This is a genomic window from Blastococcus goldschmidtiae (assembly GCF_031845325.1).
Classification (GTDB): Bacteria; Actinomycetota; Actinomycetes; order Mycobacteriales; family Geodermatophilaceae; genus Blastococcus; species Blastococcus goldschmidtiae.
Window position 1 is genome coordinate 1 of record NZ_JAVREI010000014.1, and the last position, 15,753, is coordinate 15,753.

Sequence of the window (15,753 nt, forward strand, 5' to 3'; positions counted from 1 at the left end):
AGCGCACCGCCGCCCTGGACAGCTGGCTGGAGCACTACAACACTGCCCGCAGCCACTCCGCCCTCGGAGGCCGCCCACCGGTCAGCCGCCTCGCCGCGTGAACAACCTCTCCGGTCGCGACACCTAGACCGCGGCGTTCCTGCCGGATATCGCGTCGCCCCGGCCGCACCGGGTGCGACGGCCGGAAACCGCCAGGATCCTGTCGGTGCTCCTGCCTAGGGTGCGGCCGTGAGCTCTCCGGCAGCCGCCCCCGCGGGGCGCACCGTCCTGGCCGTCGTCGTCACGGTGCTCGCCTGGGCGTCGGCGTTCGTGGCCATCCGGGGAGTGGGGGAGGACCTCTCACCCGGTGCCCTGGCGCTGGGCCGCCTGCTGGTCGGCACCACGGTGCTGGCGGCGCTCCTCGCCGGCCGCGGCTGGATCGCCCCCGACCGTCGCGAGTGGGCGCTGCTCGCGGTGTGCGGCGTCGGCTGGTTCGGCGTCTACAACGTCGCGCTGAACGCCGCCGAGCAGCACCTGGACGCCGGCACCACCGCGATGCTGGTCAACATCGGCCCGATCCTCATCGCCGTCCTCGCCGGCTGGCTGCTCGGCGAGGGCTTCCCGCGCTGGCTCGTCGTGGGCGTGGCCGTGGCCTTCGCCGGGGTGCTGCTCATCGGCTCGGCCACCCGCGGCCCCGAGCTCGACCTGGCGGGGGTGCTGCTGAGCGTCGTCGCCGCCGTCACCTACGCCATCGGGGTGGTCGCCCAGAAGCCGCTGCTGGGCCGGCTGCCCGGACTCCAGGTCACCTTCACCGCCTGCGCCATCGGCGCGCTGTGCTGCCTGCCGTGGGCCGGTGCGCTCGTCGCGGACCTCCGGACCGCGCCGGCGGGGTCCGTGGCCGGCATGGTCTACCTCGGGGTGGTGCCGACGGCGCTGGCCTTCAGCACCTGGGCCTACGCGCTGCGCAGGATGGACGCCGGCCGGCTGGGGGTCACCACCTACCTGGTGCCGCCGCTGGTGATCCTGCTGGGCTGGTTGCTCCTGGACGAGGTCCCGCCGGCCCTGGCCGTCGTCGGAGGCGCGGTGTGCCTGGTGGGTGTGGCGCTGTCCCGGCGGGGTGGACGGCGGCGCGCGGCGGCCCCGGAACCCGAGCGGCTGGTCGCGGGCTGATCCTCCGCGGCGCGTCCCGCTGCGACGGCGGCGTGCGGTGCCGGTCGAGGATGGGGTAGGCAGGGGGGCAGGCACGCGACCCGGGAGGTACGCCGTGGAACAGCAGGAGTGGGCGCAGGTGGTGGGCGCCGCCACGCGGGCGCCCTCGATCCACAACACGCAGCCGTGGCGGTTCACCGCCACCACCGACCAGCTCGACGTCTTCCTCGACCCGGCACGTGCGCTGCCGGTGCTCGACCCGACCGGCCGGCAGCAGGTGATCAGCTGCGGCATCGCGGTCGAGTTCGCCGTCGTGGCGTTCGCGGCCGCGGGCTGGCTCAGCGAGGTGGAGCTGCTGCCCGACGACGACGGCGACCACCTGGGCACCCTGCGGCTCATCGGCCGGATCGAAGCCACCGAGGAGGACCGGGCGCTCGCCTCCGCCATCGAGCAGCGGCACACGGTGCGCGACCCTTTCCAGCCCCGGGACGTGCCCTCGGCACTCCTGGACCGGCTGCAGGCGGAGGCCGGCGCTTTCGGCGTCTGGTTCAAGCCGGTGACCCGCTCGGAGGAGGAGGTGGCCACGGTCTTCCTCGTCGACCGCGCCGAGGAGATGGAGCAGCAGGACCCTGCCTACCTCGCAGAGCTGCAGAGCTGGCTGCGCACCGACCCGGCCGCCGTCGACGGCGTGCCGGTCGAGGCGGTGCCCAGCGCGGACCCCCACCAGCGGCCGTCCAACTGGACGATCCGCGACTTCGTCGTCGGCACCCGCGAGCACGGCGGAACCGGCCGCACCGCCGACCCCGACGCACCGCCGCCGGACGTCGAACGGCCCACCGTCGTGCTCGTGGGTTCCGACGGCGACGACCGGTACGCCTGGCTGCAGGCCGGCCGGGCGCTGGGCCGGATGCTGTTGCTGGCCACGTCGGCGGGTGTGGCGGCGTCGCCGCTGACCCAGGCGCTCGACTGGCCGGCGACGCGGACCCGGTTGCGGTCCCGGCTCTCGCTGGTGGGGCACCCGCAGATGCTGCTGCGGATGGGTTACCCGCAGGAGGGGGCCGTCATCGCGAGCAGCGGCCGGCGCCCGGTGGCCGAGGTGCTGGCGCCGGCGCCGGCCGGCTGAGCACCCCGCACCCTCACTGGTCCGAGCGGCGCGCCGGCGCCCACGGGTCCTCGGCGTCGAAGCCGTCCCCCGGGGTGTCGGCCGGGACGCTCCGGCCCTCGGCGCGCCGGGCGGCTGCGTCCAGCGCCTCGTCCCGCCGGCGGGCGCTCTCGGCCGCGGCGGCGCGGGCCTGGGCCCGCTCCTCGCGGCGGGCCGGGCTCGCGCTGCCCTCGGCCGCTCCCGCCCGCCACAGCGCGATGCCGGCCGCGGCCAGTCCGATCGGCAGCACGTAGGCCGCCGCCCGCTCGGTCGCGCCCCGGGCGAGCACGTCGACCTCGGCGATGAAGAAGATCGTCGCGGCCGCGCCGACCAACCCCAGCAGGACCAGCAGCGTCCCGAGCAGCTCCGAGCGGGGACGCAGGGCGTACGCCAGGGCGATGAGCCCCACGGCGCTGCCCACCAGGTACAGGACCGCGCCGGTGCCGTGCCAGACGTCGGACCGGTCCGCGGGGAAAACGCCGACCAGCAGGGCGCCGAGCGCGGCGATGCCGACCAGGTAGGCGGCCGCCCGGCCGGCGGCGCTGCTCAGTGCGGGGAGGAGCAGGACTGCGCCCCCGACGATGAGTGCGGCCTGCACCACGAAGGAGGCGTTCATCGTCTGGTGGCCCGGCCAGCTCGTCTCACCGAGTTCGCTGATGACGTCCTCGACGCGGGAGTGCCCCTGTCCCCGCAGCTGCACCACTGTCTCCACGACGAAGAACTGCAACGTCAGCACCCAGGCGAGCGCGCCCCAGCGGAGCCGGTCGAGAGTCACGGGACCCATGGTCCCAGCCCGGGCAGGCCGGCTCGCGCCTGCACCGACGCCAGCTGGGCGGTGGACAGCCACGACGGGTTGCTGCCGGCCGGCATCCGCAGCACCTCAGCGGTCCGGAATCCGGGATCGGCCAGGAGCTCGCCGCGCTCGACCGGGTCGGGCAGGTGGGTCAGCCGCACCGGGAGCACGGGGCCGTCGTCGTCCCCGTTCCTCTGGCGCACCGGCCCGGTGACGGTGCCGACGGCGTGCACGCCCGGGCTCGCCCGTCCGCTGACCCACAGGACGACCGGCTGGCCGGGGGACACCAGCTCCAGCCGGTAGGAGCGCCGGACGCAGCGGGTCAGCTCCCGCTCCTCGCCCGGCGCCCAGCCCGGCACGATCTCCGCCGGGGGCCGGGTGCTCTTGAGCAGCCAGGCCGCGACGTCGGAGCCGTGCAGCCGGGCCACCGGTCGCCGACCGGGTCAGTCGGTGGCGGGGTGCCGCACGGCGCCGGCCGGGTCCGCGTCGTCGGAGTCGACGGCCTGCCGTTCCAGCTCGGTGCGGTGCTCGAGCACCTCGTCGCTGGGGTGCGGGTCCTTCGCGTGCTGGGTGCGGTCCCGCGTCACGTTCTCCTCGGGGAGGAGGACGTCGTCGAGGGTGGGCTCGTCCTGAGGGCTGGTCATGGCGGGAACTCCGTCCGGAGGGATCAACGTGTCACCGGAGCCATAGCCCGGTCGACCGGGGTCCTAACCACGGCGGCCGGCTCACCGCGGTTCGAGCCGGGCCGCCGGGAGCCAGGTCTCGATCAGCGAGGGCCCGTCCGGGCCGGTGACCGCGTAGGTGACCCGGCCCTGCCAGCTGCCGTGCCGCTGCCGCCACTCGACCAGCAGCCCCGGCCAGGTGCCGGGCGCGTCCGGGGGGTCGTGCACCCAGCAGTGCCGGCCCTCGCCGCCACGGCCCGCCGCAGCGTTGCCCGTGGCGGGCGTCCGGTCGGGGAGGTCGAGGTCCGGCGGCGGTGCGTCGGCGGCCGGCGGGGAGGCTCGGCCGGACAGCGCGGCCCGCTCGGCCAGCGATCTGCCCGAACCGCCTCGCTGCATGCCTCCGGCCACCCGGCCAGCATGGCATGGGTCGAACGTGTGTTCGACCGCGGCATGCGAGTGAGCAGGAGATGAACAGTCGAGGACGCCGGAACTGTGGCGCAGGACACCGGATCTCGGCTGGCCGCCCGAGGGCCGGCGCCCTATGCGGAACCCGTCCGCCCGGTGGCGTCACCACGTTCCGTGTGCGGTCCGATGCATGTCGCCGGTCCGAGGGCGAACACCGACATGCCCCCGGGAGGACGGCGTGACCGTTTCGTCATCTGGCCGTCGGAATCGCTCCCTAGCGTCCGCCGCCGTCACTCAGTGACGCCGCTACCCAGCCCCTCGGAAGGACCAACGCGTGCCCGAAATCCTCGGCACCGCACGGCGATCAGGCACCGCACGTGCCCTCGGACGTCGCGCGGCCATCGGCACCGCCGCTGTCTCCATGGCAGTCGTCGGCATGCCCGCGCTCGCCTCTGCGGCGCCCCCGACCGCCCCCTTCATCTCCGAGTTCCACTACGACGACGCAGGCGGTGACGCGGGAGAGTTCGTCGAGGTCCAGCTGCCTCCGGGCACGAGCTCGGCAGGCCTGACGGTCGAGCTCTACAACGGCGGTGGCAACCCGACCGGTGCCCTCTACGACACGCTCACGCTGCCGGCCGTGACGGCTCCCGCGGACGCGCCGGCCGTGGTCGCCGTCGACGCGGTGGGGCTCCAGAACGGTGGGCCCGACGGGCTGGCCCTGGTCGCCGCCGATGGGACCGTCGTGGAGTTCCTCTCCTACGAGGGCACCTACGTGGCATCGGACGGCGCCGCGGCCGGCATGACCAGCGAGGACGTCGGCGTCGCCGAGGATCCCGCGCCGGTGGAGGGTTCGTCGCTGTCCCGGATCTACGACGTCACGACGGAGACGTTGACCTGGACCGGTCCCGCGCCCAGCACGCGGGGCGCGGTCAACCCCACCACCGGCGGCGAGACCCCCGGTGACGGCGGCCAGACCCCCGGCGACGGCGGCGAAACCCCTGGTGACGGTGGCGAGACGCCCGGTGGCGGCGGCGAGACTCCCGGCGACGTCTGCACGACCGACCCGACCCACACCATCGGCGCGGTGCAGGGCAGCGGCGACACGACCCCGCTCGCAGGCCAGTCGGTCAGCGTGCGCGGCGTCGTCGTCGGCGACCTGCCGGGGATGTCCGGCTTCTTCGTCCAGGACGGCGGCGACGGCGACTCCGCCACGTCCGACGGGATCTTCGTCTTCAGCCCCGCCGCGGTCGACCTCGGCGACACCGTGACGGTGAGCGGCCCGGCGGCCGAGTACTTCGACCAGACGCAGATCGGCTCGGGCAACACCGTCACCGTCTGCGCCGAGGGCACCGTGGCCGACCTCCCCGCCGCCACTCCACTGGACCTCCCGGCCGACGACGTCGACCGGGAGCGCATCGAGGGCATGCTGGTCGACCCGGTCCAGGACCTGACCGTCAGCGAGGTCTACGACCTCGACGCCTACGGCGACCTGACCCTCTCCGAGGGCGGCGTGCTGGTGCAGCCGACCGAGCTCGCCCGCCCCGGCGCCGCCGCTGCCGCCATCGCGGCCGACAACGAGTTGCGCCGGATCGTCCTCGACGACGCGGTCAGCGGTGCGGTCAGGGACGTTCCCTACCTGACCCAGGAGACCCCGGTCCGGGTCGGCGACGTGCTGGAGTTCACCGAGCCGCTGGTCTTGGGCTACGGCTTCGACCGGTGGCGGCTCTTCCCGGCCGACGGCACGGCAGACGGGGTGTTCGCTCCCCAGAACACCCGGCCGGCCTCCCAGGAGCCGGTGGGCGGCGACATCCAGGTCGGCGCCTTCAACGTGCTGAACTACTTCCTCACCTTCGGCGACAGCTCCACCGCCCGTGGCGCCGAGAACGCCGCGGAGTTCCAGGAGCAGGCCGCGAAGATCGTCACGGCGATCGACGAGATGGACGCCGACGTGCTGGCGCTCATGGAGATCGAGGACACCGACTCCACCGGCTACGCCCCGGGGAACGCCGACGCGGCGCTCGCCGAGCTGGTCGGCCGGCTGAACACCGCCGCCGGCGACGCGGACAAGTGGGCGTTCGTGCCCATGCCGCAGGAGCTGTACGGCGTCGACCGCGACGTCATCCGCAACGCCATCATCTACCAGCCCGCCGCCGTCATCCCGGTCGGCGACTCCGTGGGCCTGGTCGACGAGGCGAACTTCGACAACGCCCGTGAGCCCATCGCGCAGACCTTCGAGGCCGACGGCGACGAGTTCACCGTCATCGCCAACCACCTGAAGTCCAAGGGCGGCGGCCGCGACGCCAGCGGCGACAACGTCGACAGCGGGCAGGGTGCGTACAACGGCGACCGCACGCGTCAGGCGCAGTCGCTGGCCGCCTTCGTCGAGTCGCTGCAGGCCGGCACCGAGGACGACGACGTGATGGTCCTCGGCGACCTGAACGCCTACTCGGAGGAGGACCCGATCCTGGCTCTCGAGGCGGCCGGCCTGACCGACCTGGGCACGGAGCTCGACCCGGGCCGGTACAGCTACGTGTTCGACGACCTGTCCGGTTCGCTGGATCACGCGATGTCGACCGACAGCCTGACGGCGAAGGTGACCGACCTCGTCCACTGGAACATCAACTCGGTGGAGTCCATCGCCTACCAGTACGACCGTGACCCGGCCCTGTACGCCGAGCACGAGTACCGGTCCAGCGACCACGACCCGCTCCTCGTCGGCCTCGACCTGGGCGAGCTCCCCGGCGACGGCGAGGTGCCCGGCGACGGCGAGGTGCCCGGCGACGGCCCGATCGTGGACGACGGCACCACCGAGATCCAGCTGCTCGGGTTCAACGACTTCCACGGCCGTCTGGCCCAGGCCGTCGCGCTCGCGGGCACCATCGAGGAGCAGCGGGAGCGCGACGACGTCGACGCCACCGTGCTGGTCTCGGCCGGTGACAACATCGGCGCCTCGCCGTTCGTCAGCTCCGTCCAGCAGGACGAGCCGACGCTCGAGGTGCTCGACGAGATGGGCCTCGGCGTCTCCACGGTCGGCAACCACGAGTTCGACCGCGGCTTCGAGGACCTGGTCGAGCGGATCGGCGTGGACGGGGGGAGCGGCCTGGCCGACTTCCCCTACCTGGGCGCCAACGTCTACCTCGACAACGGCGAGCCGGCCCTGCCGGAGTACGCCCTCACGGACGCTGCCGGTGTCTCGGTCGCCTTCATCGGCGTGGTCACCGAGGAGACCAGCTCCCTGGTCTCCCCGGCGGGCATCGAGGGCCTCACCTTCGGCGACCCGGTCGCGGCCACCAACCGGGTGGTCGGCGAGCTGACCGACGGCGCGGGCGACGAGGCCGACGTGATCGTCCTGCTCGCCCACGAGGGGCCTCCCGGCGACGACCTGGAGGAGCAGCGGGCCGCGGACACCGCGTTCGCGGAGATCCTCAGCGACGTGGACGCCGACGTGGACGCCATCTTCAGCGGCCACACCCACCAGACCTTCGCGTGGGAGGCGTCCGTGGGCGACAGCGGACAGACCCGGCCGGTCATCCAGAGCGGCTCCTACGGTGAGCTGCTCGGCCGCATCTCGCTGACCTTCGACGAGGTCACCGACGAGGTGATCGAGTTCGAGGTCGAGAACCTGGAGCTCACCGAGCGGTCGGAGGAGGACCTCGTCGCCGCCTACCCGCGGGTCGCCGAGGTCGCCGAGACCGTCGCCGAGGCGGAGGCCTTCGCCGACGAGGTGGGCAGCGAGGTCATCGGCTCGCTGGTCGCCGACATCACGCGGGCCTTCACCGCCGACGGCACCGAGGACCGCGGTTCCTACTCGGCGATCGGCGGGCTGGTGGCCGACTCCTACGTCTACGGCACGGAGCTGTCCGCGGGGGAGCCGGCCGACCTCGGTCTGGTCAACCCCGGTGGGCTGCGCTCCGACCTGCTCGTCGGCGAGGAGGGCGCACCGGGGGAGATCACCCTGGCCGAGGCCAACGCGGTGACGCCGTTCGCCAACGACCTGATCGTGGTCAGCCTGACCGGCGAGCAGCTGGTGCGGATCCTCGAGCAGCAGTGGCAGCCGGAGGGCAGCTCGCGTCCGTTCCTCGCCCTGGGGACGTCGGAGGAGCTGACCTGGTCCTACGACCCGGAGCAGCCGGCCGGTGAGCGCATCATCGTCGACAGCATCCGGATCTCCGGTGAGCCGATCGACCTGGGCGCGACCTACCGGGTGGCGACCAACAGCTTCCTGGCCTCCGGTGGCGACAACTTCACCGTGTTCGCCGAGGGCACGTCGGAGGAGACGGGTCTGATCGACTTCGAGGGCTTCCAGGCCTACATCGAGGACAACCCGGGCCTGGACCCGGCGGACTACGTCGGCCGCGTCACCCTGGCCGACGGCGACACGCCGCCCGGCGACGGCGAGCAGCCCGGTGACGGGGAGCAGCCCGGTGACGGGGAGTCGCCCGGCGACGGCGAGCAGCCCGGTGACGGGGAGCAGCCCGGTGACGGCAACGGTGGTGTCGGGCAGCCGGATGACGGTGACGGGGAGCAGCCCGGCGACGGCAACGGCGGCGGCGAGCACCCGGGTGACGGTGACGGGGAGCAGCCCGGCGACGGCAACGGCAACGGGTCCGGCAACGGCAGCGGTTCCGGGAACGGCAACGGTTCCGGGAACGGCTCCGGATCCGGCAAGGTGTCCGGCTCGGGCGGTACCGACGCCATGAAGGGCGGGGGCTCGCTGGCCTACACCGGCGCCGAGGTCTCCGGCCTGGTCGCCCTCGGCCTGGCGCTGACCGCCGCCGGTGGTGCCCTCGCGGTCGCCAACCGGCGTCGCCGGGAGCTCGCGGACTGATCCCGCAGCACCGCTGAACGGCCGGAGGCCGGTCCCCGTCGCGGGGACCGGCCTCCGGTCGTCGTGCGGGGCGGACGAGCCCCGGGGCGTCCGCCAGATCCGCTCAGTCGGCGCGGGGGCCGGCGACGCCGTCGGCCAGGGTGCGCACGACCGAACGGAGCAGCGGGTGCCCGGGCAGGTCCTCGACGAGGACCGGCAGGGGGAGCGACCAGTTGGGCCGGTCGCCGGCCCCGGGCATGTTGGGACGGCGGGGCTCGCCGATCGCGTCGTCCAGCGTGGCCGAGAGCAGCAGGGACGGCGCCTGCGCGAGCAGTCGGTGCGCGTGCTCGACCGCCTCCTCCGCCGCGGCACCCTCCGCCAGCCCGGGCAACTGGGCGAGCAGCGTGGTGCGGCCGCGCTCCAGCTCTTCCTCGGTCCCGGTCCCGTGCTCGCGCTGCTCCGCGATGTCCGCGCCACCCACCAGCCCGGCGACCGTGGGCAGGTCGTGGGTGGTGATCGCCGCCATCGCCTCGGCCGGCCAGGTCGCGGGCTCGTCGTCCTCGAACCACAGCAGCCGGTAGGAGAGCACGCCGTGCTCGGCCATGGCCTCGCGCACGCCGTCCTCCACGGTGCCGAGGTCCTCGCCGACGACGAGGGCCTGCGCCCGGTGGCTCTCCAGCGCGACGATGTCCAGCAGGTCCTCCGCCGGGTAGCGGACGTAGGCGCCGTCGGCGGCGGTGCCGTCGCGCGGTACCCACCACAGCCGGAACAGGCCCATGACGTGGTCGATCCGCAGGCCGCCCGCGCCGGCGATGGTGGCCCGGATCGACTGGATGAACGGCTCGTAGTCGGCGTCCCGTAGCCGCCACGGGATCAGCGGGGGAGAGCCCCAGTCCTGCCCGGCGGAGTTGAACGCGTCCGGGGGAGCGCCGACGCTCACGCCGTCGGCCAGTACGTCCTGCCACGTCCACGCGTCGGCGCCGCCGCCGGCGAAGCCGATGGGCAGGTCCTGGATCACGGTCATGCCGTCGGTGGCGGCCGTGAGCTGCAGCTCGAGGGCCCACTGCAGCCAGGCGTGGAAGGCGACGACCGCGCCGTGCCGCTCCACGTAGGCGTCCAGCGCCTTGCCACCGGACCGCCGGAGCTCCTCGGGCCAGGTGTGCCAGTCGGCCCCGTGCTCCTCGGTGATCGCCGCCCAGGTCGCCCAGTCCTGCAGCGGCCGGCCCTGCTGCTCCCGCCAGCGCCCGAACGCCTCACCGCCCCCGTGGGCGAAGAAGATCCGCATGAGGACCTCGCGCTTGCGGGCCCAGATCGCGTCGCGGTCGATGAGCTCGCCGTCGCCCAGCGCGCGCCCGGCCTCCTCCTCGAGGTCCACGCCGTCGGCCCCGGGCACCTCGGACACGCGCAGGTAGATCGGGTTGAGGAAGCGCCGGGTGGCCGGCAGGTAGGGACTGGCCTCCTGCTCGGCGATCGGGGCGACGGCGTGCAGCGGGTTGATGAGCACGAAGCCGGCGCCCTGGTCGGCGGCCATGCGCCGGATGCTGCGCAGATCCCCGAGGTCGCCGATGCCCCAGCTCTCCCGGCTGCGGGTGGCGTAGAGCTGGACCGCCCAGCCCCAGCTCCGCTCCGCGGGCAGCCAGCAGCGGCCGGGGGAGACGATCAGCCGGCGCCGGCGCCCGTCGGCGGACTGCAGCCAGTGGTAGCCGAGCGGGAAGTCCTCGGGGAGGTGCCCGTCGATCGACCGGAGCTCGCCGTCCTCGCAGATGGCGTCGGCGGCGTCGACCTCCAGGGCGTCGCCGGGCCGGGCCACGATCGGAGCCCTGTCCTCGAGGTCGTCCGGGGGCGTCCCGATGATCTCGCGGAGCTTCTCGATGGTCTCCTGCGCTACCTCGTGCTCCTCGTCGAGCGCGTCCAGCCAGCTCGCATCGATGCCCCACTCGTCGGTGGTCGGTGTCGGTGTCACCGGCCGATCCTCGCCGGGCTCCGCTGCCCCCGCAGGTCGGACGGGCGTCGCGCCGGTCTCCCCGATGGCGAGCGGGGAGCGCGAACAGATTGCCCGAGGCCCCCGGTGCGCCGTCGTCGAGCAGAGCCGGCTTGCCCGCAGCCACCCTGTCCGGCAGCGTGGACCGGGGGCGGTACCCGGGACCGGGTCCTGCGGGGCGGCCACCGACGGGCCACGCCATGCCGGCGGTGCGCCGCTCGACCGGGAAAGAGACGACATGCCGTCACTGCAGCTCGACCTCCCGCTCCATCTCGACCTCGACACCAAGAGGTCGCTTGTCGGAGAGATCGGGGACGTCTACGCCGAGGTGATGGACGTCCGACTCGAGTTCATCACCGTCTCGATCCACGCCCTCGGCCCCGGGGGTGTCTGGCGATGTGGCACGGAGGGCCCGGAACCGGCGGGGCTGGTGATGTGCGACGTCCGCGCCGGCCGGCCGGCCGCGACACGGGAGGCGCTCGCCCGCCGGATCGTCGACGTGTGCGTCCGCATCTGCGGGCTGCCGGAGCGCCACCTCAAGGTGGAGTTCACGCAGCACTCCGGGGACGAGATGTACCACCCGAGCCTCGGGGGCTTCGCCCCGGACTGGGCGCCCATCGCCGGCAAGCCGGGGTGACGCCCCGCCGGTGAACACATCGTGACCCGCACCCGACGACGAGGCGTCCCCGGCCGCCGCCGCTGCGGGGCACACTGGCCGCGTGCGCAGGCCCGACCTCCCGCTGCGGCGCCGTACCGGCCCGACCAGCCTGGCGCGTCAACTGCTGATCCTGCAGGGCCTGGTGCTCGCCGTCATCGTCCTCACGGCGACCGCCGTCGCCTACGTCAACGCCCAGCGAACGGCGCAGCACGACGCCGAGGGACAGGTGACGGCGATCGTGGCGGCGCTGGCCCACTCACCGCTGGTGATCGACGCGGTGGCCGGCCCCCGGCCGACCGAGGTGCTGCAGCCGTACGTGGAGACGGTGCGCAGGGACACCGACATCTCCTTCATCACCGTGTTCGCCCCCGACCGGACGCGGTACACCCATCCCGATCCCGCGGAGATCGGCCGGTCGTTCATCGGCACCATTGCGCCGGCGTTGGCCGGCCGGACCTTCACCGAGACCTACACCGGAACGCTGGGGCCCTCGGTGCGGGCGACGGGCCCGGTCGTCGACCGGGACGGTGACGTCATCGGACTCGTCTCGGCGGGAATCACGCTCGATGCGATCGGAGTGGATCTCGCCCGGTCCTTGCCCGGCATCGCCGGCGTCGGGCTGGTCACCCTCGCCGTGGGCGGTACCGGCAGCTGGCTGATCAGCCGGCGCCTCCGGCGGCAGACACGCGGCCTCGGGGCGCCGGTCCTGGCCCGGATGCTCGACTACTACGAGGCTGTGCTGCACGCGGTGCGCGAAGGGCTGCTGGTCGTCGACGGGAACCGCCGGGTGCAGCTGGTCAACGACGAGGCGCGTCGCCTGCTGTCCCTCGACGCCGATCCGAGCGGACGGCACGTCAACGAGTTGCTCCTGTCCGGGGACCTCGCGGAGACGCTGTGCCAGCAGCAGCAGACGGTCGACGAGGTGCACGTGAGCGGAGGCCGGGTGCTGGTGGTCAACCAGGTACCGGCCCACGCCTCGGGGAGTTCGGCCGGCGCTGTGGTGACCCTCCGCGACCACACCGAGCTGCAAGCGCTCACCGGCGAGCTGGACAGCGTGCGCGCCTTCGCCGAATCCTTGCGAGCGCAGGCCCACGAGGCGGGCAACCGGCTGCACACCACGGTCTCACTGATCGAGCTGGGCCGCGAGCAGGACGCCGTGGAGTTCGCCACCGCCGAGCTCGCGTCGGCCCAGCGGCTGACCGACCGGGTGGTCGACGCCGTCGAGGAACCAGTGCTGGCTGCCCTGCTGCTGGGCAAGTCCGCGACGGCACACGAGCGGGGCGTGCTGCTCGAGATCGATCCGGGCACCGCCGTGGCAGCCACCGGCATCCCCAGCGGCGAACTGGTGACCATCGTCGGCAACCTGCTCGACAACGCCATCGACGCCGCGCTCGCCGGCGAACCTCCGCGCGAGGTCCAGTTCGCCGCGTGGATCGACCGCGACCGCCTGGAGATCCGCGTGGAGGACAGCGGACACGGCCTCACGGAGCAGCAGGTGCCGCTGGTGTTCGAGCGGGGGTGGACCACCAAGGACGCCGGCGAGAAGCCATCAGCTGGGCCCGGACGGGGGCTCGGGCTGGCGCTCGTCGCGCAGGCGGTTCGTCGCAACGGCGGTTCCGTCGCCGTGCGCTCGGGTCCGGGGGCGCAGTTCGCCGTGTCCTTACCGGTCCGCACGGCCGTGGAGACCGCACCGTGATCCGGGTTCTGGTGGTCGAGGACGAGCCGGTCGCCGCCGAGGCGCACCGCACCTACGTCGACCGCACGCCGGGTTTCACGACTGCTGGGGTCGCCGGGACGGGCGCGCTCGCTCTGGACGCGCTGGGGCGGATGTCCGTGGACCTGGTGCTGCTGGACATGAACCTCCCCGACACGCACGGCGTCGAGGTGTGCCGGCGGATCCGGGCCGCCCGTCTCGACGTCGACGTCCTTGCCGTGACCTCGGCCCGGGAGCTGGCCACCGTCCGCGCCGCCGCGGCACACGGGGTCGTCGGTTACCTGCTCAAGCCGTTCACGTACGCGGCCCTGCGCGACCGGTTGGTGGCCTACGCCGACTACCGGGACCGGTTGCCCGCGGGCGGCGCCGCCGCCGGACAGGAGGACGTCGACCGGGCCCTGGAAGGCCCACGACCCCAGCGGCAGGCGCCCATGCCCAAGGGCATGCACCCGCAGACCCTCGACTCCGTGGTGGCCGTGCTCCGTGCCGCCGACGGGCTGTCCGCCGCCGAGACCGCCGGCGAGACGGGTACCTCCCGGATCACCGCCCGCCGGTACCTCGAGTACCTGGCCGAGACCGGGCTGGCCACCCGGACCCCCCGCTACGGCGGCGCGGGGCGGCCGGAGACCGAGTACCGCTGGCGGTGAACAGCGGCAGCTGCCGGGCGGCGGCGCCGTCGTGCGACCGGGTGCGCTGAACCCCCGGCGCAGCGATCGTCGGCGCGTCCTCGCGGAGTCGGTAGCGCGGACCCGGCCATGTACAAAATGGACTAATGTCGCGTGGGTCACACTTCGTGGTGCAGGGTTCGCCCGACCGGAGCCGCTCCGCGATCCTGGAGGCGTTCGACCTATGTCCCTGCACCACCTCACCGACGCGGGTGCGCGTACGCGCCCGGCACGACCCGGCCTCGGCCGGTATCCGCGACTGGCCGGCCTGGCCGCCGCCTCCCTGGTGCTCGCCGCGTGCGGCGGCGGGGGCGGGGGCGCCGTTGAGGACGACCCGGCAGCCGCCGAGGGTTTCCCCGAGGACGAGATCACGATCGTCGTCCCCTTCTCCGCCGGTGGTCCCACGGACACGGTCACCCGGCTGATCGCCGAGCCGATGGGCGAGGAGCTCGGCACGCAGATCGTCGTCCAGAACGTCGAGGGCGCCGGCGGCACCATCGCGGCCGGCCAGGTCGCCAGCGCGGACCCGGACGGCTACACCGTGCTGATGCACCACATCGGCATGTCGACGGCACCCTCGCTGTACGCCGACCTGCCCTACGACCCGCTCGAGGACTTCAAGACCGTGGGTCTGGTCACCGAGGTGCCGATGACGATCATCGCGCGCAGCGACTTCGAGCCCGACACCCTCGAGGAGCTCGTCACCTACCTCGAGGAGAACGGCGAGGACGTGACCCTGGCCAACGCCGGCGTCGGTGCCGCCTCCCAGCTGTGCGGTCTCCTGCTCCAGGACGCCATCGGCGTCGAGCTGACCGAGGTGCCCTACGAGGGCACGGGCCCGGCGCTCCAGGACCTCGTCGCCGGCGAGGTCGACCTCATGTGCGACCAGACGACCAACACGACCGGCCAGATCCAGGGCGGCGGCGTGAAGGCCTACGCGGTGACCACCGAGGAGCCCGTGGAGAGCCTGCCCGACCTGCCGACCACCGCGGAGGCCGGACTGGATGACCTGCAGGTCGGTGTGTGGCACGGCCTGTACGTCCCCGCCGAGACCCCCGACGCGATCGTCGAGGAGCTCACCGCGGCCCTGCAGGTCGCGCTGGAGGACCCGAACGTCATCGACCAGCTCGCCGAGCTCGGTGCCGCACCGTCCTCGCAGGACGACGCGACGCCCGAAGCGCACACGGAGCTGCTGTCCGACCAGATCGACCTGTGGCAGCCGATCATCGAGGACGCCGGGGTCTCTGCGGACTGACGCCCGTGGTGGTGGGGTGGGCCGTTCCGTGGAGCGGCCCACCCTCCGCCGTTCCCGACAGCTGAGAACGGATCCGCATGAAGCTGCACGACGCGCGCAAGGACCTCCTGGCCGGAGCGGTGTTCACCGGTTTCGGCCTGGCCTTCGCCTTCACCTCCGCGACCTACGAGATCGGCAGCCCGCTGCGCATGGGTCCCGGTTTCTTCCCGCTGGTGCTCGGTGGGCTGCTGGTCGTGCTGGGCGTCTCCATCGCCGTTCAGGGGTTCCTCGCCGCCGACGGTGGCGACATCGGCAGCGTGCCCTGGAAGGCACTCGTGCTGCTCCTCGGCGCGATCATCTTCTTCGGGTTCACGGTGCGTGACCTGGGGCTGGTGCCGGCGCTCTTCGTGACGGTCCTGCTGGCCGGCCTGGCCGGGCGCAACGCCCGCGTCATCCCCGCGGTGGTCATCGCGGCGAGCCTGACGGCCCTGAGCGTGCTGATCTTCGTGTACGGGCTGCAGCTGCGGCTGGACCTGTTCGGCCCCTGGCTGGGGGGCTGACCCGC

At 73.6% G+C, this 15,753-nt stretch carries 14 protein-coding genes; 9 read left to right on the forward strand and 5 right to left on the reverse strand.

What is annotated here, in order from left to right; translation table 11 throughout:
* The 3 genes from RM425_RS16650 to RM425_RS16660 form a co-directional block, all read left to right on the forward strand.
* Window positions 1–101 (forward strand): integrase core domain-containing protein (locus tag RM425_RS16650; protein WP_311346444.1); only part of this gene is annotated, 101 nt, incomplete at its 5' end.
* A 127-nt stretch (window positions 102–228) separates the two neighbouring features.
* Entirely contained in the window at window positions 229–1,149 is a 921-nt protein-coding gene (locus RM425_RS16655; RefSeq protein WP_311346338.1) for a DMT family transporter, read from the forward strand.
* Window positions 1,150–1,243: 94 nt separating this feature from the next.
* Window positions 1,244–2,251 (forward strand): Acg family FMN-binding oxidoreductase, encoded by a 1,008-nt coding sequence (locus tag RM425_RS16660; RefSeq protein ID WP_311346339.1) that lies wholly within the window; start codon window positions 1,244–1,246, stop codon window positions 2,249–2,251.
* A 13-nt stretch (window positions 2,252–2,264) separates the two neighbouring features.
* Here the strand turns inward: RM425_RS16660 and RM425_RS16665 are convergent, their stop codons facing one another.
* From RM425_RS16665 to RM425_RS16680, 4 genes are all read right to left on the reverse strand, one after another.
* Complete coding sequence (locus RM425_RS16665; RefSeq protein ID WP_311346340.1) at window positions 2,265–3,053, reverse strand: DUF998 domain-containing protein; 789 nt, start codon at window positions 3,051–3,053, stop codon at window positions 2,265–2,267.
* Complete coding sequence (locus RM425_RS16670; protein WP_311346341.1) at window positions 3,041–3,490, reverse strand: hypothetical protein; 450 nt, start codon at window positions 3,488–3,490, stop codon at window positions 3,041–3,043. The genes RM425_RS16665 and RM425_RS16670 overlap by 13 nt, the downstream gene beginning before the upstream one ends.
* A gap of 15 nt (window positions 3,491–3,505) precedes the next feature.
* Window positions 3,506–3,706 (reverse strand): hypothetical protein, encoded by a 201-nt coding sequence (locus tag RM425_RS16675; RefSeq protein ID WP_311346342.1) that lies wholly within the window; start codon window positions 3,704–3,706, stop codon window positions 3,506–3,508.
* A gap of 81 nt (window positions 3,707–3,787) precedes the next feature.
* Complete coding sequence (locus tag RM425_RS16680; RefSeq protein ID WP_311346343.1) at window positions 3,788–4,132, reverse strand: hypothetical protein; 345 nt, start codon at window positions 4,130–4,132, stop codon at window positions 3,788–3,790.
* A 331-nt stretch (window positions 4,133–4,463) separates the two neighbouring features.
* On the opposite strand from RM425_RS16680, the gene RM425_RS16685 reads away from it, so the two are divergent.
* On the forward strand, window positions 4,464–8,957 hold the full coding sequence (locus RM425_RS16685; RefSeq protein WP_311346344.1) for an ExeM/NucH family extracellular endonuclease: 4,494 nt from the start codon (window positions 4,464–4,466) through the stop codon (window positions 8,955–8,957).
* A gap of 103 nt (window positions 8,958–9,060) precedes the next feature.
* Here the strand turns inward: RM425_RS16685 and malQ are convergent, their stop codons facing one another.
* A complete protein-coding gene (gene malQ, locus RM425_RS16690; RefSeq protein WP_311346345.1) occupies window positions 9,061–10,899 on the reverse strand; it encodes a 4-alpha-glucanotransferase in 1,839 nt (612 codons plus the stop codon).
* 256 nt (window positions 10,900–11,155) lie between these two features.
* On the opposite strand from malQ, the gene RM425_RS16695 reads away from it, so the two are divergent.
* From RM425_RS16695 to RM425_RS16715, 5 genes are all read left to right on the forward strand, one after another.
* Complete coding sequence (locus tag RM425_RS16695; RefSeq protein ID WP_311346346.1) at window positions 11,156–11,554, forward strand: tautomerase; 399 nt, start codon at window positions 11,156–11,158, stop codon at window positions 11,552–11,554.
* 82 nt (window positions 11,555–11,636) lie between these two features.
* Entirely contained in the window at window positions 11,637–13,271 is a 1,635-nt protein-coding gene (locus RM425_RS16700) for a sensor histidine kinase (protein WP_311346347.1), read from the forward strand.
* Window positions 13,268–13,936 (forward strand): response regulator, encoded by a 669-nt coding sequence (locus tag RM425_RS16705; RefSeq protein WP_311346348.1) that lies wholly within the window; start codon window positions 13,268–13,270, stop codon window positions 13,934–13,936. Before RM425_RS16700 ends, RM425_RS16705 begins: the two co-directional genes overlap by 4 nt.
* Window positions 13,937–14,138: 202 nt before the next feature.
* Window positions 14,139–15,209, forward strand: a complete 1,071-nt coding sequence (locus RM425_RS16710; RefSeq protein WP_311346349.1) for a tripartite tricarboxylate transporter substrate-binding protein — start codon at window positions 14,139–14,141, stop codon at window positions 15,207–15,209.
* A 77-nt stretch (window positions 15,210–15,286) separates the two neighbouring features.
* A complete protein-coding gene (locus tag RM425_RS16715; RefSeq protein ID WP_311346350.1) occupies window positions 15,287–15,748 on the forward strand; it encodes a tripartite tricarboxylate transporter TctB family protein in 462 nt (153 codons plus the stop codon).
* Window positions 15,749–15,753: the final 5 nt, after the last annotated feature.

Bases quoted from the DNA above. Each gene is read 5' to 3' on its own strand.
- RM425_RS16665 (WP_311346340.1), bottom strand. From the start codon at position 3,053: ATGGGTCCCGTGACTCTCGACCGGCTCCGCTGGGGCGCGCTCGCCTGG.
- RM425_RS16675 (WP_311346342.1), bottom strand. From the start codon at position 3,706: ATGACCAGCCCTCAGGACGAGCCCACCCTCGACGACGTCCTCCTCCCC.
- RM425_RS16695 (WP_311346346.1), top strand. From the start codon at position 11,156: ATGCCGTCACTGCAGCTCGACCTCCCGCTCCATCTCGACCTCGACACC.
- RM425_RS16710 (WP_311346349.1), top strand. From the start codon at position 14,139: ATGTCCCTGCACCACCTCACCGACGCGGGTGCGCGTACGCGCCCGGCA.
- RM425_RS16715 (WP_311346350.1), top strand. From the start codon at position 15,287: ATGAAGCTGCACGACGCGCGCAAGGACCTCCTGGCCGGAGCGGTGTTC.